Annotated in this window: 21 protein-coding genes and 2 tRNA genes; 10 read left to right on the top strand and 13 right to left on the bottom strand. The window is 62.8% G+C overall.

Features of this window, described 5'->3' with window-relative positions:
- Nucleotides 1-72: 72 nt before the first annotated feature.
- Both Q0897_RS03560 and Q0897_RS03555 read left to right on the top strand, forming a co-directional pair.
- A complete protein-coding gene (locus Q0897_RS03560) occupies nucleotides 73-732 on the top strand; it encodes a lytic transglycosylase domain-containing protein (protein ID WP_299307520.1) in 660 nt (219 codons plus the stop codon).
- Nucleotides 733-774: 42 nt separating this feature from the next.
- Complete coding sequence (locus tag Q0897_RS03555; RefSeq protein WP_299307519.1) at nucleotides 775-942, top strand: DUF5818 domain-containing protein; 168 nt, start codon at nucleotides 775-777, stop codon at nucleotides 940-942.
- Nucleotides 943-957: 15 nt separating this feature from the next.
- Here Q0897_RS03555 and Q0897_RS03550 read toward each other — a convergent pair whose 3' ends face one another.
- The 8 genes from Q0897_RS03550 to aspS form a co-directional block, all read right to left on the bottom strand.
- A complete protein-coding gene (locus Q0897_RS03550; RefSeq protein ID WP_299307518.1) occupies nucleotides 958-2,211 on the bottom strand; it encodes an integrase arm-type DNA-binding domain-containing protein in 1,254 nt (417 codons plus the stop codon).
- A gap of 178 nt (nucleotides 2,212-2,389) precedes the next feature.
- A tRNA-Met gene (locus Q0897_RS03545) sits at nucleotides 2,390-2,466 on the bottom strand.
- An 81-nt stretch (nucleotides 2,467-2,547) separates the two neighbouring features.
- Entirely contained in the window at nucleotides 2,548-3,090 is a 543-nt protein-coding gene (locus Q0897_RS03540; RefSeq protein WP_299307517.1) for a 2'-5' RNA ligase family protein, read from the bottom strand.
- Nucleotides 3,083-3,610, bottom strand: a complete 528-nt coding sequence (locus Q0897_RS03535; RefSeq protein WP_299307516.1) for a peroxiredoxin — start codon at nucleotides 3,608-3,610, stop codon at nucleotides 3,083-3,085. Before Q0897_RS03535 ends, Q0897_RS03540 begins: the two co-directional genes overlap by 8 nt.
- A gap of 106 nt (nucleotides 3,611-3,716) precedes the next feature.
- Nucleotides 3,717-4,706 carry an endolytic transglycosylase MltG gene (mltG, locus tag Q0897_RS03530; protein WP_299307515.1) on the bottom strand — a complete coding sequence of 330 codons (990 nt, stop codon included), beginning with the start codon at nucleotides 4,704-4,706 and terminating at the stop codon, nucleotides 3,717-3,719.
- Nucleotide 4,707: 1 nt separating this feature from the next.
- On the bottom strand, nucleotides 4,708-5,967 hold the full coding sequence (gene fabF / locus Q0897_RS03525) for a beta-ketoacyl-ACP synthase II (RefSeq protein WP_299307514.1): 1,260 nt from the start codon (nucleotides 5,965-5,967) through the stop codon (nucleotides 4,708-4,710).
- 173 nt (nucleotides 5,968-6,140) lie between these two features.
- A complete protein-coding gene (locus Q0897_RS03520; RefSeq protein ID WP_047821044.1) occupies nucleotides 6,141-6,377 on the bottom strand; it encodes an acyl carrier protein in 237 nt (78 codons plus the stop codon).
- 127 nt (nucleotides 6,378-6,504) lie between these two features.
- On the bottom strand, nucleotides 6,505-8,325 hold the full coding sequence (gene aspS / locus Q0897_RS03515; RefSeq protein WP_299307513.1) for an aspartate--tRNA ligase: 1,821 nt from the start codon (nucleotides 8,323-8,325) through the stop codon (nucleotides 6,505-6,507).
- Nucleotides 8,326-8,475: 150 nt separating this feature from the next.
- Between aspS and rnd the strand changes: the two genes are divergently transcribed.
- Together rnd and Q0897_RS03505 are read left to right on the top strand one after the other, a co-directional pair.
- Nucleotides 8,476-9,660 (top strand): ribonuclease D, encoded by a 1,185-nt coding sequence (gene rnd, locus Q0897_RS03510; RefSeq protein ID WP_299307512.1) that lies wholly within the window; start codon nucleotides 8,476-8,478, stop codon nucleotides 9,658-9,660.
- Between the two features lie 19 nt (nucleotides 9,661-9,679).
- Nucleotides 9,680-10,579 (top strand): hydrogen peroxide-inducible genes activator, encoded by a 900-nt coding sequence (locus Q0897_RS03505; RefSeq protein ID WP_299307511.1) that lies wholly within the window; start codon nucleotides 9,680-9,682, stop codon nucleotides 10,577-10,579.
- Nucleotides 10,580-10,599: 20 nt separating this feature from the next.
- Here Q0897_RS03505 and pgsA read toward each other — a convergent pair whose 3' ends face one another.
- Nucleotides 10,600-11,166 carry a CDP-diacylglycerol--glycerol-3-phosphate 3-phosphatidyltransferase gene (pgsA, locus tag Q0897_RS03500; protein ID WP_299307510.1) on the bottom strand — a complete coding sequence of 189 codons (567 nt, stop codon included), beginning with the start codon at nucleotides 11,164-11,166 and terminating at the stop codon, nucleotides 10,600-10,602.
- A gap of 132 nt (nucleotides 11,167-11,298) precedes the next feature.
- Here pgsA and Q0897_RS03495 point away from each other — a divergent pair, with 132 nt between their 5' ends.
- Nucleotides 11,299-12,609, top strand: a complete 1,311-nt coding sequence (locus Q0897_RS03495) for an MFS transporter (protein ID WP_299307509.1) — start codon at nucleotides 11,299-11,301, stop codon at nucleotides 12,607-12,609.
- Nucleotides 12,610-12,631: 22 nt separating this feature from the next.
- On the opposite strand, the gene Q0897_RS03490 is transcribed toward Q0897_RS03495, so the two are convergent.
- The 4 genes from Q0897_RS03490 to Q0897_RS03475 form a co-directional block, all read right to left on the bottom strand.
- The gene (locus Q0897_RS03490) at nucleotides 12,632-12,853 is read right to left on the bottom strand and encodes a hypothetical protein (protein ID WP_299307508.1); all 222 of its coding nucleotides are present in this window, start codon (nucleotides 12,851-12,853) and stop codon (nucleotides 12,632-12,634) included.
- A 154-nt stretch (nucleotides 12,854-13,007) separates the two neighbouring features.
- Complete coding sequence (locus Q0897_RS03485) at nucleotides 13,008-13,421, bottom strand: EVE domain-containing protein (RefSeq protein ID WP_299307507.1); 414 nt, start codon at nucleotides 13,419-13,421, stop codon at nucleotides 13,008-13,010.
- 157 nt (nucleotides 13,422-13,578) lie between these two features.
- A tRNA-Ala gene (locus Q0897_RS03480) sits at nucleotides 13,579-13,654 on the bottom strand.
- Between the two features lie 214 nt (nucleotides 13,655-13,868).
- On the bottom strand, nucleotides 13,869-14,195 hold the full coding sequence (locus Q0897_RS03475; RefSeq protein ID WP_202084377.1) for an FYDLN acid domain-containing protein: 327 nt from the start codon (nucleotides 14,193-14,195) through the stop codon (nucleotides 13,869-13,871).
- A gap of 156 nt (nucleotides 14,196-14,351) precedes the next feature.
- On the opposite strand from Q0897_RS03475, the gene aroA reads away from it, so the two are divergent.
- The 5 genes from aroA to gloB all read left to right on the top strand — a co-directional run bounded on the left by aroA (nucleotide 14,352) and on the right by gloB (nucleotide 19,569).
- On the top strand, nucleotides 14,352-15,725 hold the full coding sequence (aroA, locus tag Q0897_RS03470; protein WP_299307506.1) for a 3-phosphoshikimate 1-carboxyvinyltransferase: 1,374 nt from the start codon (nucleotides 14,352-14,354) through the stop codon (nucleotides 15,723-15,725).
- Complete coding sequence (locus Q0897_RS03465) at nucleotides 15,722-15,976, top strand: permease (protein WP_366519894.1); 255 nt, start codon at nucleotides 15,722-15,724, stop codon at nucleotides 15,974-15,976. Before aroA ends, Q0897_RS03465 begins: the two co-directional genes overlap by 4 nt.
- Nucleotides 15,973-16,602, top strand: a complete 630-nt coding sequence (locus Q0897_RS03460) for a (d)CMP kinase (protein ID WP_299307505.1) — start codon at nucleotides 15,973-15,975, stop codon at nucleotides 16,600-16,602. The genes Q0897_RS03465 and Q0897_RS03460 overlap by 4 nt, the downstream gene beginning before the upstream one ends.
- A gap of 329 nt (nucleotides 16,603-16,931) precedes the next feature.
- On the top strand, nucleotides 16,932-18,635 hold the full coding sequence (gene rpsA / locus Q0897_RS03455; RefSeq protein WP_202084375.1) for a 30S ribosomal protein S1: 1,704 nt from the start codon (nucleotides 16,932-16,934) through the stop codon (nucleotides 18,633-18,635).
- Nucleotides 18,636-18,810: 175 nt separating this feature from the next.
- Nucleotides 18,811-19,569 (top strand): hydroxyacylglutathione hydrolase, encoded by a 759-nt coding sequence (gloB, locus tag Q0897_RS03450; protein ID WP_299307504.1) that lies wholly within the window; start codon nucleotides 18,811-18,813, stop codon nucleotides 19,567-19,569.
- Nucleotides 19,570-19,576 lie beyond the last annotated feature (7 nt).

The raw sequence follows: 19,576 nt of genomic DNA, 5'->3' as shown, positions 1-19,576 counted from the left end.
TGACGTTTCATTTTCCTACATCATATGTTCTATATATGTTCTTTCCCGATTCGGCCATCAAAGGATTCGGGAATGAGACTGAAATGGACAGTAGCTGCTGCGGCAACGACAGGATTTGGGCTCGCGCTCCCCGCTCACGCGCAGGATATTGAGCCTCCTCAGGTGACCGTTGCTTCGGAATTGACGCCCGATGGCTTCCGCGTTGCAGAAGGAACCGATGGCTTTCGTCTCGTCGAACACGGCATTTGGAGAATGCCTCCAGAGGGCTCGTCCGAGCCGCCGGCTACCGATGCGGGTCGAACCTATCTGCCCTATCGATATCCAAAGCCCCAGGGCAGCGCGCCATCCGGCTTCCGTCGGGCAAGCTACCTTCCTCATGTTTACGCCGCTGAGGCTCAATACTCGCTACCAAGGGGCCTTCTCGACGCGCTTGTATGGACGGAGTCCCGATATAATCCTCTGGCGATCAGCAAGGCTGGCGCCGCAGGTCTGGGCCAATTGATGCCAGGTACAGCGCGGGACCTTGGCGTTTCAAATCGCTTCGATCCCAAGGCGAACATCTTGGGTGCGGCCCGATACTTGCGTCAGATGCTCGACAAGTTCGGGGTAGTTCATCTGGCCCTCGCCGCCTACAATGCAGGTCCCGGTGCCGTCGAGCGCGCCGGCGGTGTTCCACGCAACGGCGAGACGCCGGCCTATGTGCGCGAAGTGCTGCGCCATTGGCGTTTTTGAGCGGGGGGCATTGTGAGTGCAGGTCGAATACGCGTGTCGGGGATGTTAAGCCGCGGTAGACGCGGAATGTTCCTGACCACAACAGACGAAGTCGTCTGGATCATCGAGAGCGACGAATCCGAATGCGAATTCGTCGGATTAGCAGTGATTGTCGAAGGCGTTGTCGCAGGTCGAGATCGTTTGCGCGCAGACTGGATTGGACCGGTCTGATCGAAGCCATAGTTATCAGGCTGCGCGCTTCCCTGCCTTCTTGATGTCGATCACCTTCCCGCCGCTCAGATAGTCAGCCCAGTCCTGCATCATCCGGCGCCGGGGAGCCAGGTATTCAGCGGCATTGTAAGCTCCACGCACGTCGTTTTTCTCCGAATGCGCGAGCTGTAGTTCGACCCAATCCTCATGGTATTTCCTGATCCACATGGGCGGCTTACCGAACTCGACCAACTGCTCATTGGCCCAGGTGCTCGCCAAGCCCCTGAAGCCGTGTACGGTTTGGCGGCTGTGGTATCCGAGGCGATAGAGCGCGTAGATCATTGTGTTCTCTGAAAGCGGCTTGTTCGGGCCGTTGCCCGGGAAGAGAAACTCGCCAGGCGCTGCTGCTATCATGGATTTCGCGATGTGCGTTGCCTGCTGCGAGAGGGGTACCAAATGCTCTCGTCCCATCTTCATTCGCTCGGCTGGTATCCTCCAGACAGGTGATTTTCCGCCCAGGTCTTCAAACTCGGATTTGGCGGCGAAACGCAGTTCCTTGGTTCGAACCCAAGTCAGGAGCGCAAAGAGAACTGCGTCACGGGTGATCGCGGCCCGTCGTTCGCCCTCTTCCTGATAGGCATGCAGCTTCTCGATGAATGCGGGCAACTCGCTGAGCGGCAGCCGGCTCATATGCTTCACTCTTGGTCGCGGCTTTAGAGCCCCGCGCAAATGCGTCGTCGGATCGTTCGAGGCCAGACCACACGCGATTGCGAACTGGAAGACTTGCCCCACCCCTTGTTTCGCACGCCGGCTGATATCGAGCGCGCCTCTTGCTTCGATCTTGCGGATCATGGCCAGGACGTCGGGTGCCGTGATTTCATTCACGAGTTTCTCGCCGATGACTGGAAAGACGTCCCTTTCCATGCGCGACCAGACGCGTTCGGCATGCGCGGCATTCAACGCGCTCTTTCGATTTTCATGCCAGCGCTTTGCGACCTCGAAGAAGGTGGCTCCTTCCTGCGAGATCACTTCTCCCTTGGATTTCATTGGATCCTTGCCCTCGGCTAGCAACGCCTTTGCGACTGTGCGCTTGTCGCGCGCGGCAGCTATCCCGAGATCTGGGTAAGCGCCGAAGGAGAGCAACTTCTCCTTGCCCGCGAAGCGGTACTTCATCCGCCATAACTTTGACCCGTTCGGCTGTACGAACAGGAACAAGCCCTCCCCGTCGGCCATCTTGTAGGCGCGCTCGCGTGGCTTGGAATTTCGGGCCTGAATCTCCGTGAGAGGCATTGGGGGTATCGCTCCTTTCCGATACTCCGCGAAAATACCCCCAAAATACCCCCACACCAAATCCGGCTGCATGTGGAAGACCATGGGCGCATGCGGACGCGAATCACCCGCAACCCTCTGCTTTTCTTTCGATTTTCGGAAAAATGCGGAAGCTAGTGGAAGCTTCCGGATCAAGGAATGGTAGCGGAGGAGGGACTCGAACCCCCGACACGCGGATTATGATTCCGCTGCTCTAACCAGCTGAGCTACTCCGCCCCGAAAGGCACCGAATGGTCGCGAAACCACCCGACAGGCGGGCGTCTTAGGCGCGGTTTTCGAAAGGGTCAACTGCTTTGCTCACCGCTTTTTACGAAAGCGCCAGCGTGCCGCATTTTCCCATGGCCCGCCCCGATAATAATGCGCTTCGAGGCCGGTGAATTCGAACGTGCGCGGCTTGAAATCGCTGCGCAGACGGGCCTGCAAGAGCTTTGCATCGGCCGCGGAAACCTTGTTTTGAACGGTGACATGGAGATTGGGCCGATGGCTGTCCTGTGCGGTCAGCGACCCCGCGAAACGGTCCGCCGCGATGGCGCGCAGGTTCAGCAATTCAGGGCTGATAATCTTGAAGGCCGTTCCGCGCCCCAATGACATGACCGAGTCGAGGGTTGCCGGTATCGGCGCCGTCTGCGCGCAAAGATCGGCCAGCAGGTTTTTCAATTCCCTCTCGCACGACGGGGGAATCGCATGAAATAGCGTCACATGCGCATCGATATGATTGCGCTCCGGCGGAAAATACTCGCGTCGCAAACCCTCCGCCCAGGAAAAAAGCTCGGGCGGCAGGGTCGCGGTCACGATAAGAGGAGCCGGATCGCCGGCCTCCCCCCTCGCCCGATCAATCATTCTTGAGCGCGGCCAGCACCTTTTCCGGCGCGGAAACGCCATACGGGTCTTCGTCGGCGCCGACATCGTTGATGCCCGGCTCCTCGAACCAGTCGGTGACGACATTATCCTTCACGATCATGGCGTATCGCCAGGACCGCTGTCCGAAGCCGAGGTGATCCTTGTTGATCAGCATGCCCATGCGCCGGGTAAAATCGCCGGAGCCATCGGGCAGCATCTTCACCTTTTCCAGGCCGAGATGCTTCGACCACTGATACATGACGAACGCATCGTTGACGGCGATGCAGTATACCCCGTCCGCACCGGCGGCCTTGAAATCGTCATACATCGATTCGTAGCTGGGGCATTGTTCGTTGGTGCAGGTCGGCGTGAACGCGCCCGGCAGCGAAAATGCGACAATCGTCTTTCCCGCCCATTCGTCGCGCACCGGAAAATCGCGCCAGCGGAAGGGGTTTTCACCCTCGACGCTTTCGTCGCGAATGCGGGTCTTCAATGTGACGTCGGGAATTTGCTTGTGCACGGATATGCCCCCTGTTGGCCTTGACGGAATCTGAGATTTGCGAAGGGAACGGCGCCGCCGCCTCCCGGTTCCGAGAGGCAAGGTTGGCGCCGGCCCCCGCTGGCGTTCAGATTTCGCCGCGCTTGCGCCGGATCGCGCGCCATTTGCGCACGTTTTCGTTATGCCCGGCCAGCGTATCGGCAAACACGTGCCCGCCCGTTCCGTCCGCCACCATGTACAGCGCATCGGTGTCTGCGGGGTTCAGCACCGCACGGATCGATTCGCGTCCGGGATTGGTGATCGGACCCTTGGGCAGCCCGTCCATCGAATAGGTGTTGTAACCGTTGACCGCATCGATCTCGGATCGGCGGATCCTGCGGCCGAGCGGCTTGCCCTTGGTAATGGGATAGATGATCGTCGGGTCGGCCTGAAGCCGCATGCCGGTCTTCAACCGGTTGGAGTAGAGCCCGGCAACCATGCGCCGTTCCTTCGGCACGCCGGTTTCCTTTTCCACCACGGATGCCAGCGCCAGCGTTTCGGCGGGGCTGGAAACCGCGATATCCTTCGCACGCTGCGCCCATGCTTCGGCAAGGAATTCATCCATCGCCGCCTCCATGCGGGCAAGAACGTCGGCGCGGCTTTCGCCCCGCTCGAAATCATAGCTGTCGGGGAGGATCGCGCCTTCCCTCGGCACCGGAATCGTACCCGTCAGCAAAGGCTCCGCCATCAGCCTTTCGTGCACCATGATGGAGGGCAGACCCTCGGGGATGGTGACGAAACGGCGGATGACGTCGCCGTTCTGAAAAATATCGAGGATACGCGCCGGCGACGCATCCGCGGGCAGGAGGAACTCGCCCGCCTGAACCGGATCGCCGCCGCCGAAGATTTTCGCGCGCAAGAGGAACCCGTCGGCCGAACCGATGATGTCCTCGCTCTCCAGTTTTTGCGCGATGGCCGTCAGCGTCGCGCCCGACGGAACGACGAAGGGCCGCTCTTCATCGAGGTTCGCAGCGCCATACCACCCGCTTGCGAAAATGACGACGACGATCAGGACGGCGAGGATGCCCGCGGCGATCCCACCGAGCAGCCAGCGCCGAACCGTCCGCCCCGCCGCCATATCAGACCGCCTTCATCACCAGCGACGCGTTCGTCCCGCCAAAGCCGAAGCTGTTGTTGAGCACGGCCTTGACCTTGCGCTCCTTCGCCGTGTGGGGGACGAGATCGACGCCCTTGCAGCTCTCGCTCGGGTTATCGAGATTGAGCGTGGGCGGCACGACCGAATCGCGCATGGCGAGGATGCAGAAGATCGATTCGACCGCACCCGCCCCGCCGAGCAGATGGCCGATCGCGGATTTCGTGCTGCTCATGGAAAGCGTATCGATCGCGTTTCCGAAAAGCCGCCGAACCGCGCCGAGTTCCAGCTCGTCACCAAGCGGCGTCGAGGTACCGTGCGCGTTGATGTAATCGATCTCGGACACATCGACGCCCGCCTTGCGAAGCGCCATCTCCATCGAACGATACGCCCCCGATCCTTCGGGATGCGGCGCCGTCACATGGTGCGCATCGCCCGAAAGGCCATAGCCCAGCACCTCGGCATAGATCTTGGCGCCGCGGGCCTTCGCCTTCTCATATTCCTCGAGCACGACGACGCCGGCACCCTCGCCCATGACGAAACCGTCGCGGTCCACGTCATAGGGACGGCTCGCCCGGGTGGGATCGTCGTTGAAATTGGTGGACAGGGCACGCGCCTGCGCGAAACCGGCGATGCCGATGGGGCAGATCGTCGCCTCCGCCCCGCCCGCCAGCATGACATCGGCGTCACCTTCGCGGATCATGCGCGCGGCATCGCCGATGGAATGGGCGCCGGTCGAGCAGGCGGTCACGACCGCGTGGTTCGGACCCATCAACCCGTAGCGAATCGAAACCTGACCCGAGATCAGGTTGATCAGCCGGCCGTGAACGAAATGCGGTGATACGCGACCCGGTCCCTTTTCGGCGAGGATGAGCGATTCCTTCTCGATCCCCGGAAGGCCGCCAATGCCCGAACCGATGGAGCACCCGGCGCGGAACCGTTCCTCGCCGCTCATGTCGAGCAGGCCGGCATCCTCGATCGCCTGGCCGGCGGCGTCGATGCCATACACGATGAAGGGGTCGACCTGCCGCTGAATCTTGTGGTCGACACGCTTGTTCGCGTCGAAGCCATATTCATGGTCGGCCGGCTTCACCTCGCATGCGATGCGGCATTTCTGGTTGCTGGCATCGAAACGTTCGATCGGACCCGCGCCCGATTTTCCGGCCAGGATGTTTTTCCAGACCGTTTCGACATCGGCCCCAAGCGGGGTCACCAGACCCAGACCGGTAACGACCACACGACGCATCAGCACACTCCGATTGTTCCGTTCGGCCACATGCCATGGCCGGTTCCATTATGCATATATCCGATTTGCGGGGCCGGATACGCAACAGGCCCAGCCCAGCGGGCCGAGCCTGTCGGTAAGCGGCCCGCCCACGCCTTGCAATGGTCAAGGCATGGCGGGCAAGGACCGTGTTATCAGCCCTTGTGCTCTTCGATATATTTCACCGCGTCGCCCACGGTGGTGATCTTCTCGGCGGCATCGTCGGGAATCTCGACACCGAATTCCTCTTCGAATGCCATGACCAGCTCGACGATGTCGAGGCTGTCCGCGCCCAGATCGTCGATGAAGCTCGCATCCATCGTCACCTTGTCGGCTTCGACGCCCAGATGCTCGACCACGATCTTCTTTACGCGTTCCTCGGTATCGCTCATGAAATGCCCTCTCGCTCAAAGCGGTTAAAAATCAGGGGTTCGCCCTAGTCAACGGTTTGCGGGCTGGCAAGTGCCGATGGGGTTCAAATATTTCACCATCATCGGCCCGTGCCCGCCCGCCATGAATTCAGCCGTCGCCCAGACGGTCCGTGCGCACGGCCTGCTCGGTCGCCGGCTTGGGCGGTTCGACCGTGCGAATGTGCAGTTCCTTCAGCTGTTTCGCGGTCACGGCGGACGGCGCCGCCATCATCAGATCCTCGCCCTTCTGGTTCAGAGGGAAGGCGATGACCTCGCGAATGTTCGGTTCATCGGCGAGCAGCATGACGATGCGGTCGATGCCCGGTGCCGAACCGCCGTGCGGCGGCGCGCCATATTTGAACGCGTTGATCATGCCCGAGAAATTCGCGTCCACGTCGGCTTGCGAATATCCGGCGATCTCGAACGCTTTGTACATAATGTCGGGCCGGTGGTTCCGGATCGCTCCCGACGACAATTCGTAGCCATTGCACACGATGTCGTACTGCCACGCGAGAATATCGAGCGGGTCCTTCGTCTCCAGCGCCTCCAGCTCGCCCTGCGGCATGGAGAACGGGTTATGGCTGAAATCGATGCGCTTCTGCTCTTCGTCATATTCGAACATCGGGAAATCGACGATCCAGCAGAACTTGAAACAATCCTTCTCGATCAGGTCGAGCTCCTGCGCCGTGCGGGTGCGGGCCGCGCCGGCGAGCTTGGCCGCTTCCTTCTCCTTGCCCGCGGCAAAGAACAGGCCGTCGTCCTCGCCCAGGCCCAGCTCCTCGTAAAGCTTCGCCATGCCTTCTTCGCCGTGGTTCTTGGCGATCGGGCCGCCGAACGTGCCACCCTTGCGCGTGACATAGCCGAGCCCTGCAAATCCTTCGCCGCGTGCCCAGTTGTTCATGTCGTCGAAGAACTTGCGGCTCTTGTCCGCGGTGTTGGGCGCCGGGATCGCGCGCACGACGCCGCCCGATCCGACGATCTTCTCGAACAGGCCGAAACCCGACGTCTCGAAATGACGGGTCACGTCCGAAATGATGAGCGGATTGCGAAGGTCGGGCTTGTCACTCCCGTATTTCAGCATCGCCTCGGCATAGGGAATGCGGGGAAAATCGCCCGCCTTCGTCACGCTCTTGCCGTTCGCGAATTCCTCGAACACGCCGGCGAGCACGGGTTCAAGCGTCTGAAACACGTCTTCCTGCGTGACATAGCTCATCTCGAAATCGAGCTGGTAGAATTCCAGGCTGCGATCGGCGCGCAGATCCTCGTCCCGGAAACAGGGCGCGATCTGGAAATAGCGGTCGAACCCTGCGACCATGAGCATCTGCTTGAACATCTGCGGCGCCTGCGGCAGCGCGTAGAACTTGCCCGCGTGCAGACGGCTCGGCACGAGGAAATCGCGCGCGCCTTCGGGGCTGCTGGCGGTGAGGATCGGGGTCTGGAACTCGGTAAAGCCCTGATCGACCATGCGGCTCCGGATCGAGGTGATGACCTTCGAACGCAGCAGGATATTGGCGTGCACCTTTTCGCGGCGCAGGTCGAGGAAGCGGTGCTTCAGCCGGATTTCCTCGGGATATTCGGCATCGCCGGCGACCGGCATCGGCAATTCGTCGGCGCGGCTCTGCACCGTGATCTCGCGCACGAACACCTCGATCTCGCCGGTGGGCAGGTTCGCATTCACCGTGGCGGCATTGCGGGCCTTCACCTCGCCATCGATCGTGATGACGCTCTCCACGCGGAGCCGGTCCAGCACGTCGAGCGCGGGGCTGTCCTCGTCCGCGACGAGCTGCGTGATGCCGTAATTGTCGCGCAGGTCGACGAACAATACGCCGCCGTGGTCGCGCTTGCGATGGATCCATCCGGACAGGCGAACGGTCTCGCCGGTGTTGGCGGCGGTCAGGGCGCCGCAATTATGGGTGCGATAGGGGTGCATGAGAATTTCGTGCTTTATGAAAGAATGAAAGAATGACCGGCGCCCTAGGTCAAAGCGCGCCGCTTTTCCAGTGGGCAATGGCGCCGCGCCCCCACGAAGGCGCGCGTGCTTATTGAACCTGCCCCCACTTCGGCGTAACGCATGCGTCAGATGAAGATACATGACCTGATCACCGACACCGCCGCGCTGACCGCCCTGTGCGACCGTATGGCCTCCGCCGACTTCGTGGCGGTCGATACCGAATTCATGCGGGAATCGACCTATTGGCCGCTGCTCTGCCTCGTGCAGATTTCCGACGGGAAGGAAGCCGCCGCCATCGACCCGCTGGCCGACGGGATCGACCTGACGCCGCTGCTCGACCTCCTTACCGATAATGAGGACGTGCTGAAAATCTTCCACGCCGGCGGGCAGGATGTGGAGATCATCTACAACCTCACCGGCAAGACGCCGCACCCGATTTTCGACACGCAGATCGCGATGATGGCCATCAGCCAGTCGGAGCAGATCGGCTATTCCAACCTGGTCGAGACATGGCTCAATTTCTCGGTCGACAAGGGCGCGCGCTTTACCGACTGGTCACGCCGTCCGCTGACCGACCGGCAGCTCGAATATGCGATTGGCGACGTCACCCATCTGGCGGAGATATTTCCCCGCATGCTGGATCGCCTGATGGAAACCGGGCGCGGCGAATGGCTCAATGTCGAGATGGAAAAGCTCGCCGATCCGGAGCATTACCGCAACGATCCGGACGAACAATGGCGCCGCATCCGCGCGCAGGGGCGCAAGCCCGACGTGCTCGGCCGGTTGAAGGCGCTGGCCGCGTGGCGCGAGATCGAGGCGCAGGACAAAGACATCCCGCGTGGTCGCATCATGCGCGACGAAACGCTCGCCGACATTGCCGCCCATCCCCCGCGGCAACAGGGCGATCTTGCCAAGGTGCGCGGCCTGTCCAACGGGTGGAAGGACAATGACATCGGGAAGCGATTGATGGACGTCCTGTCCGCCGCCGCCCCCCTCCCCGCCGACGAAATGCCGGAACGCAAGCGCGGCACTCCGCTGGGCAAGGAAGGGGCGCTTGTCGCCGATCTGCTGAAACTGCTGCTGAAAATCCGGAGCCGGGAAATCGACGTTGCATCGCGCCTGATCGCGCGGTCCGACGATCTCGAAAACCTCGCCGCCGGCGCGCGCAAGGGGCTGCCCCTGCTCGAAGGGTGGCGGTACGAACAATTTGGCCGCGACGCGCTCGACCTGGTGGAGGGCAAGATGGCCTTTGCCGTGAAGGATGGGCGAATCACCATGACGCGGGTCGACGACAGGCCGGTGCCGACCGTGTGATGGCCAGCCCTGCGCAGCGATGAAAAACAGTTACCTGCCCACGCTGAAACAGCTGCAATATCTGCTGGCGCTGCATGAGCAGGGGCATTTCGGGCGCGCGGCGGAAAGCGTCTATGTCTCGCAATCGACGCTTTCGGCCGGAATACGCGAGCTGGAATCGCTGCTCGGCGTGACGCTGGTCGAACGCACGCGGCGGGTCGTGCGCTTTACCCCGCTCGGCAATCGCGTCGTGGACAAGGCGCACCGGCTCTTGCGCGAAGCGGAGGAATTGAGCGAGCTCGTCGCCTCGGCCGGAAAGCCGCTTTCGGGTGAGCTCAGGATGAGTGTCATCCCCACCATCGCGCCGTTCCTGCTCCCGCGCATTCTGCCGCGCCTGCGCCGCGAACGTCCGCAGTTAAAGCTTTTTCTGCGCGAGGAGCCGAGTGCCGACGCCATCGAATCGCTCCATCACGGGCGGGCGGATTGCGTGCTCCTCGCGCTGCCCTTCGCGGTGGGGGATGTCGAGCACGAGCATATTTCGCACGACGAATTGCTCATCGCCTTTCCCAAGGACGATCCGCGCGATCCGCCCGAAATCATCCCGCCGGCCATGATCGACGAAGGGCGGCTGCTCCTGCTCGAGGATGGGCATTGCCTCAAGGAACATGCGCTGGCCGCGTGCAACCGCCCCGAACTGCGCGCCAATGCGACGATGATCGGGACCAGCCTGCACACGCTGGTGCAGATGGTGGACAACGGGCTCGGCCTTACCATGTTGCCGCAAATGGCGATCGATGCGGGCATATTGCGCGATACCGACGTGGTGGCGCGGCCGCTGCAATCCGAAAACCCGACGCGCGAGATTGCGCTGGTCTGGCGCCGGAACAGCCCGCGCGGCGACGAATTCCGCCTGCTCGCGCAGGAATTGCGCGAAGGGTGACGCCCTTTCGCGGCGAAGGATCAATCCATGTGGCGCAGGCCGATGCGCAAATAATCCCACCCGGTGATGACGGTGAGCACCGCCGCGCCCCACAGGCTCACGATGCCGACGAGGTGGATCCACACCTGCCCAGGTATCCCCTGCGCCAGGATCAGCGCGCCGAGCGAAATGATCTGTAACGTGGTTTTCCACTTGGCGAGGCGGGACACGGGCACCGAGACCTGCACGCCGGCAAGAAATTCGCGCAGGCCCGACACCGCAATCTCGCGAATGAGGATGATCAGCCCCGCCACCACGTGCAGATCGCCAAGATACGGCCCGCGCAACGCCCCCTGCGCCGTCAGCACGAGGATGACCGCGGCCACCATGATCTTGTCCGCGATGGGGTCGAGAAAAATGCCGAGCCGGCTGACCCGCCCGCTCGCCCGCGCGAGATAGCCGTCGAAATAATCGGTGATCCCCGCCAGCGAATAGACGACGAACGCAGCAAGATAGCCGATCGTCCATCCCGGCCACCACATCAGCACGGCGAGCAGCGGAACAGCGAAAATTCGCGACAGGGTGAGGAGATTCGGTAAGGTCAGCATGATGTCGCCTGCGCGCATAGCGGGAAACTTCGCCGCAATGAAACAAATTGCGGCACCCGCCCCGTGCCGAAGGGGTTGTGCCGCGCCCGCCAGCGTTTAATGCCATGGCCAAGGACCGCGACCGGATATTGCATGACCCTATCGACTCCACTCATGAAGCAACGGCGGTTCGTGCCCCTCTTCGTCACGCAGATGCTGGGCGCGTTCAACGACAACCTCTATAAAAACGCGATGGTGCTGTTCGTCGTGTATTCGGTGTACAGCTCCGAAGCGGCGGAGGCCCGGTTTTCGGCCATCGCGTCGGCGGTGTTCATCCTGCCCTATTTCCTGTTTTCCGCGCTCGCCGGGCAATTGGCTGACATGCGCGACAAGGCCGCGATCATCCGATGGATCAAGATGGCCGAGATCGGGATCATGCTCGCCGGTGCCGCCGGGCTTGTGCTTGCCTGGCAATCGATCGCGGTGGAAAGCATGGCGATACCCCTGCTGCTGGCCGCGCTGTTCGCGATGGGAGTGCACTCGACATTCTTCGGGCCGATCAAATACGCGATCCTGCCGCAACATCTGCATGATGACGAGGTGCTGGCCGGGACCGGGCTGGTCGAGGCCGGGACCTATCTCGCCATTCTGGCGGGGACGATCCTCGCGGGATGGGTGGCGGTGGAATGGGCGGCGATCCTCGTGATCCTCCTCGCCATCGCGGGATATGTCGCGGGGCGTCAGGTGCCCCCCGCCCCGGCGCAGGGCGATGTCGAGGCGATCGACTATAATGTCTGGCGCAGTTCGATCCGGGTCATTCGCGACACCATGGTCGATTCGCGCGTGTTCTACGCCATCATCGCGATCAGCTTCTTCTGGACCATCGGGGCGGTGCTCTTCATCGAATTTCCGCCGCTTGCCAAGAATGTCCTCACCGCGAGCAAGGAAGTGGGCAGCCTTTTCCTCGTGGTATTTTCGGTCGGCGTCGCGATCGGATCCATGGCGATCAACGGGTTGCTGAAGGGCAAGGTTTCGGCCCGCTATGCCCCCGTATCGGTCATCGCGATGGGCATTTTCATCGTGCTGTTCCACTTCGTCTGTCTCGCCTGGACGCCGCTGGCTTCCGGACTGCTCGGACCGTTGCAGTTCATTGCGCGTCCGCTGGCATGGCCGCTGCTTGCCTGCCTCCTGGGCATCGCGGTCAGCGGGGGCATGTTCGTGGTGCCGCTCTACGCCTTTCTTACCACGGTCGTGAAAAAGACGCAGACCGCGCGCACCATCGCGGCGAACAATATCCTGAACGCGATCGCCATGACGGGCGGGTCGCTGCTCGCCGTGATGCTGACGGGGATGGGCGTCTCGATCGAGGATCAGTTGCTTCTCGCCGCGGCGATGTGCATCGGCTCGGCGTGGCTCGGCTTCGTCCTGTATCGCGCGGAAAAACGGCTGGCGAGCGCGGGCTAGGCTCGCCGGCGCTCGATGCTCGTCAGAAGATGAAGGCGCCGACCGCGAGGAAACCCGCGCAATAGGCCAGCAGGAAATCGCGCGTATCCTGCATGCTCGGACGCGCGAACGCGGGCAACCGGGCCAGAAGCGACCGGCGCGCCGGCTTGCCATCCCTATGCCGCGTAGCCTGCCCGAAGAGGACCGTACGCCCCTCGACCGCGGTTTCGCGCACGAATATCAGGGAGGCTGGCAAGGGGGGCATCGGTTGATCTCCGCTTTCCGCCGGACCTACGTAATGGCCCGGATCTCATTTTAACGGAATGGTAACCAATTCGTTTCGTCCGCACCAGCGATCGACCCGGCATTGGACCGATCGGGCGAGCCTGTCTCGATTCGGGACGGTGTCCGGGCGGCGCTCAATCCTTCGCCATCTTGAGGATCAGCTCCCATTCCTCCTCACGAACCTCGCCCACCGAAAGCCGGGAGAGCTTCACCAGCTCCATTTCTTCGAGTTCGGGTGTGGCCTTGACCTGCTTCAACGTGACAGGGTTTTCGAGCTTGCGAACGGGTTTCACCTTCACCGCGGCCCATTTGCCGGTTTCATCCGTCGGATCGGTGATACCATCCTCGCTGATCTCGACGATGCCGACGATCTCCAGCCCGATATTCGAGTGATAGAAGAACGCCTGATCGCCCTTTTTCATCGCGATCAGATTGTTTTTCGCCTTGTGATTGCGGACGCCGTCCCAGGTGCCTTCGCCCTGCTCCACCAGATCGTCCCACGAATAGACATCGGGCTCCGACTTCATCAGCCAGTATCGACGCGCCATTTCTGCCTCCCTTTCAAGCTTTGGCCGTGCATAGGGATCGCGCACGCGGGCGCAAGACGCAGCCGGGCAAATTGCACAAGCGAAGGCAAAACGCATGAGAAGCGCGGCAGCCGAAGGCCGCATGCGTTTCGGAGATATAAGGAGGGATAAGGGAAAATGGTGGAGCCGAGGGGGATCGAACCCCTGACCTCTACAATGCCATTGTAGCGCTCTCCCAGCTGAGCTACGGCCCCGTCATTTTCCCGAAGGCGGCGATGGGCCGCGGCCTTCGTTTCGCCGACGTCATCGCGTCGGGAGCCGGCTCTTTAGGGAGAGGTTTCGATGCTGGCAAGCGGAAAAATTGCAAATTTCCGACCTCACCCCATTCATCCGCCCCTGTCGCTCACTGGCCGGCCGGAACGGCGCGCGAAGGCCGGGGATCGTCCCCGCTTCGCGCGCCATCGAGGATCAGCTGTCCTCTTCGTCGTCGTCCTTCACATTGGCGACACCGAGATCGTCGTCCCCGCCAAGATCGACGTCGTTGTCCGGCGAATCATCGTCGTCGTCCACGTCCAGATCATTGTCCAGATCGTCATCGCCCAGATCGGAATCGTCTTCCTTCTTCTTGTCCTTCGTTTCCTCGAAGGGGATGGGCTGCTTGCTTTTCAGCACGGGTTCGGGCGTCCATTCGTTCCCGCACTCGATGCAGTGGACCGGGTCGTCCTTGCCGAGATCGTAGAAGCGGGTTCCGCATTTCGGGCAGGTGTGCTTTGCACCCCATTCGGGCTTGACCATGAAATTCCTCGTCTGGCGATGCCGGCAAAACTGCGCCGGCATATCTGGCTGCAATATTAAATGGGCGCGCGAGGGGCGGGCTTCAACCGCATGTCCGTCCCTGCGAAGAGCGCGCGCCTTGCCATAGGCCGGTCCCCCTGTCAAAAGCCCGCCGCAATGACCACACCCGGACCCCGCACGATGACCGCACCCGATCCCCACGCAGATCGTCTGCGTCCCCGCCGTTTTCGCAAGCCGGGCGCATTGACCGGGCGCATGCGCGTGCCCGGCGACAAATCGATCAGCCACCGCTCCATCATGCTGTCCTCACTGGCCGTTGGGCAAAGCACGATTTCCGGCCTGCTCGAAGGCGAGGATGTGCTTGCCACGGCGGCCGCCATGCGGGCGATGGGCGCGACGGTCGTGCGCAATGACGACGGCATCTGGCATGTCGACGGGGTGGGAAGCGGCGGATTGCTGCAACCCGAAACCGCGCTGGAGATGGGCAATTCGGGCACATCGACGCGGCTGCTGATGGGGCTCATCGCAAGCCATGGGATCACTGCGACCTTCACGGGCGACGCCAGCCTGTCGAAGCGGCCGATGGGCCGGGTGATCGAACCGCTTTCGCGCATCGGGGCCGAATTTACGGCCAGTCCCGGCGGGCGCCTCCCGCTCACCATGCGGGGTGCGCATCCCGGCGTGCCGATCCGCTACGAACTGCCCGTCGCCTCGGCGCAGGTGAAGAGCGCGGTGCTTCTGGCGGGGCTGAATATCGCGGGGGAAACCAGCGTCATCGAGCCGGTCGCGACGCGCGATCATTCGGAGCGGATGCTGCGCGGGTTCGGTGCCGATCTTTCCGTCGGTGAGGAAAACGGCGCGCGGGTCATCACGCTCGCCGGGCCTTCCGAATTGCACGCGTGCAATATCGTTGTGCCCGGCGATCCGTCCTCCGCCGCGTTTTTCGTCGTGGCTGCATTGCTTGTGCCGGGCTCCGATCTGATCCTCGAAAATGTCGGGCTGAACCCCACCCGCGCGGCGCTTCTCGACGTGCTGCGCGCCATGGGCGGCTCGATCGAGGAGCAGGACCGCCGCGAGGTCGGCGGCGAGCCTGTGGCCGATCTGCGCGTGCGGCATTCCGCGCTTTCGGGCGTGGAGGTGGACCCCGCCGTCGCGCCGGCCATGATCGACGAGTTTCCTGTGCTCTTCGTGGCGGCGTCGATGGCAAGCGGGCGCACGGTGACGCGCGGGCTCGAGGAATTGCGGGTCAAGGAATCGGACCGGCTTTCCGCGATGGCGGCGGCGCTCACGCTCGCGGGGGCGCAGGTGGAGGAAACCGCCGACGGGCTGGTCATCGACGGGCGCGGCGGCGACCCCCTCCCCGGCACGCCCGATGGCGCGCAGGTCGCTACCCATCTCGACCATCGCATCGCCATGAGCATGGCCATCGCCGGCCTGTGCAGCGTGAACGGCGTCGAAATCGACGATGTGACGCCCATCGCCACCAGCTTTCCCGCGTTCGAGCGGCTGCTCGACGAGGCCGCGCGGTGACGAGCGGTACCGCCAATATCGTGGGATTTGCCGGCATGCTGTGCATCGTGTCGGCCTATGGTTATCTCACCGCGCGTGAGGCGCCCAACCCGTTCGTCGTCCACAGCGTGAACCTACTCGGCGCCGGTTTGCTGGCGATCTCGCTCACCGTGAACACCAATCTGCCCTCGCTCGTGCTCGAAGGCATATGGGCATGCGTTGCCATCTGGGGCCTGGTGAAGGCCGCCGCCGCCCGCAGGAGCGTGCCATGATCATCGCCGTGGACGGCCCGACCGCATCGGGCAAGGGTACCATCGCCAAGGGGTTGGCCCGGCATTACCAGCTGCCGCATCTCGACACCGGCCTTCTTTATCGCGCGGTCGGGCGGCAGGTGCGGCTGAATGGCGGAGATCCGGACGATCCGCTCGACGCGGCGCGGGCCTGCGAATTCCCGGACAGCCTGCTCGCCGAACCGATGCTTCGAACAGAGGCGGTCGGCGCGCTGGCGAGCCGGGTGTCGGTGCACAAGCGCGTCCGGGCGGCGTTGCTGGCGCGGCAACGCGCCTTTGCCGCGCGGCCCGGCGGCGCGGTGCTGGACGGACGCGACATCGGCACGGTGATCGCGCCCGACGCCCCGGTAAAACTGTTCGTCACGGCCAGCCTCGAGGCACGGGCCATGCGCCGTTTCCGCGAAAGCCAGAGCCGGGGCGAGGATGTCACGCTGGACGCGATCCACGCCGATCTGGTGCGGCGGGACGCGCGCGACCGCAACCGGGCGGAGGCGCCTCTGGTCGAGGCAGCGGATGCGATGGTGCTCGACAATTCAGACCTCGATGCAGCCGAATCGCTGGCCGCGGCCATCGCGCTGGTCGAAAGGCGGCGCGGCGAGCAGGCCTGACCGAAGACGAAAGCTTGCCGCGCGGGCGGTTTCGCTTGCAATTCTCCGCAAATTCACTTAGGCGCGCGCCCGTTCGACGGGTTTTTGAAAACGTCGTTCGAAGGCTGGCAGGACGCACCGACAGGCGCATCCTTTGCGCGCATCGCTTGGTTTCGTGTTGTCCCGTTCGTCGGGCCACGCCGCCTGTGTTTCGCAATTCCGTCCGCTTTCGACCGGCGAAAACCCCGAAGGACGCCTGTATCGGCATGGGGCCGTGCGGGCAGTTCGGCCAAAAGACCGGCGGAAAAACCGCCTGGCCGGAAACATCGATTGAACAGGATTTCACCTACATGGCCACTTCGGCAAATCCGAGCCGCGACGATTTCGCGGCAATGCTCGACGAAACGCTTGGTAATGAGGCCGATGGCGGCTTCGAAGGCCGCGTCGTCATGGGCACCGTCACCGGTATCGAGAATGACAAGGCGATCATCGACGTCGGCCTGAAGAGCGAAGGCCGCATCCGCCTGTCCGAATTCGCGCCGCAGGGTCAGCCGCACGGCCTGTCCGTCGGTGACGAAGTCGAAGTGTATGTCGACCGGGTGGAAAATGCCGACGGCGAAGCGATGCTGTCGCGCGACCGCGCCCGCCGCGAAGCCGCATGGGACCGCCTCGAAAGCGAATTCGGCGAAGGCAAGCGCGTCGAGGGTCAGATTTTCGGCCGCGTCAAGGGCGGCTTCACCGTCGATCTCGACGGCGCCGTGGCGTTCCTGCCCGGCTCGCAGGTCGATATCCGCCCCGTGCGCGACATTGCCCCGCTGATGGGCATTCCGCAGCCTTTCCAGGTGCTGAAGATGGATCGCCGCCGCGGCAATATCGTCGTGTCGCGCCGCGCCGTCCTCGAAGAAACCCGCGCAGAGCAGCGTCAGGAACTGATCGAGAAGCTGGCCGAGGGTCAGGTGATCGACGGCGTGGTGAAGAACATCACCGATTATGGCGCGTTCGTGGATCTGGGCGGGATCGACGGCCTGCTCCACGTCACCGACATGAGCTACAAGCGGGTCAACCACCCGAACGAGATCGTGAACATCGGCGACACCGTCACCGTGCAGATCATCCGCATCAATGCCGAGACGCAGCGTATCTCGCTCGGCATGAAGCAGCTTGAAAGCGATCCGTGGGACGGTGTCGCGGCCAAGTATCCGGTCGGCATGAAGATGTCGGGCACGGTCACGAACATCACCGAATATGGTGCGTTCGTCGAACTGGAACCGGGCATCGAAGGCCTCGTCCACGTCTCCGAGATGAGCTGGACCAAGAAGAACGTCCACCCCGGCAAGATCGTTTCGACGAGCCAGGAAGTGGAAGTCATGGTCCTCGAAGTCGATTCGGAAAAGCGCCGCATCTCGCTCGGCCTCAAGCAGGCGCAGTCGAACCCCTGGGACGATTTCGCGGAGAAGCACCCGATCGGCTCCACCGTCACCGGCGAAGTCAAGAACGCGACCGAATTCGGCCTGTTCATCGGCCTCGATGGCGACGTCGACGGCATGGTTCACATGTCCGACATCGCGTGGGGCATTTCGGGTGAAGACGCCCTCGCCCTGCACCGCAAGGGTGAGGAAGTCGAAGCCGTCGTGCTCGACATCGACGTCGAGAAGGAGCGCATCTCGCTCGGCATGAAGCAGCTCGAAAAGGGCGCACCGGCCGTTGGCGGCGGCGCGACCGACGGCCTGCGCCGCGGCGAAGTCGTCACCGTCACCGTTCTCGAGGTTCGCGATGGCGGGCTCGAAGTGCAGGTCGGCGAAGACGGCGCGACCGGTTTCGTGAAGCGTTCGGACCTTGGCCGCGACCGCGACGAGCAGCGTCCCGACCGTTTCCAGACCGGACAGAAGGTCGATGCGATGGTCACCGGTTTCGACCGCACGAAGAAGCCCAACTTCTCGATCAAGGCCCGTCAGCTGGCCGAAGAGAAGGAAGCGGTTGCGCAGTACGGCTCGTCCGATTCGGGCGCATCGCTCGGCGACATCCTGGGCGAGGCGCTGAAGGGCAAGAACTAAGCCCTTCACGCTTTCCCTACGGAAACAACAAAGGCCCGTCCGCTGGAAACAGCGGGCGGGCTTTTGCTATTGCGGGCCTGCATCTGTCGTCGCCCCGGAACCGGCGAAGGGGCCGGCGGATTGATACGGAGAACGCAGGCCGCCATAGTTCCATTCTGCCGATCGAAGGACCGCCATGTTGCACATTCACCAGTTTCCCTGCCTGTCCGACAATTACGGATACCTCCTGCACAATGCGGAAAGCGGGGAGACCGTCTGCATCGATACGCCCGATGCCGACGCGTATCTGCGTGAGGCAGAAAGCAAGGGCTGGACGATCACGCAGATCTGGAACACGCACTGGCATCCCGACCACGCCGGTGGAAACGAGGCGATCAAGGCCGCGACCGGATGCCATATCGTCGCGCCCGCCGCAGAAGCACCGAAAATCGCGGCGATCGACCGCACCGTCGCGGGCCGCGACACGGTTCGCGTCGGCGCGCACGAGGCGCAGATCATCGATGTCGGTGGCCATACCCACGGCCATATTGCCTATCACCTACCCGACGCGGAAATCGCCTTTGTCGGTGACGCGTTGTTCGCGCTCGGCTGTGGCCGCATGTTCGAGGGGACGGCCGATCAATTCTGGAACAGCCTGCTGCGCCTTAAGTCATTGCCGCCGCAGACGACGATTTATTGCGCACATGAATATACCGCCGCAAACGCCCGATTCGCGCTGCATGCGGATCCCGATAATGGCGCACTTCGCGACTATGCCGAAGAGGTGGAGGCGCTGCGGGCGCAAGGCAAGCCGACGGTTCCCACGACGCTGGAACGGGAACTGGCGTCCAACCCGTTTCTTCGGGCCGATGACGCCGGAATGCAGGGGCGCTGGGGTGGCGGTGATGCGGTGGCGACGTTTGCAGCCCTGCGCGCCGCGAAGGATGCATTTTGAGATCAGC

It is taken from the genome of uncultured Croceicoccus sp., assembly GCF_947496385.1.
Classification (GTDB): Bacteria; Pseudomonadota; Alphaproteobacteria; order Sphingomonadales; family Sphingomonadaceae; genus Croceicoccus.
Note: the sequence above shows the minus strand (reverse complement) of the source record. Positions and strands in the feature narration are given on the sequence as shown.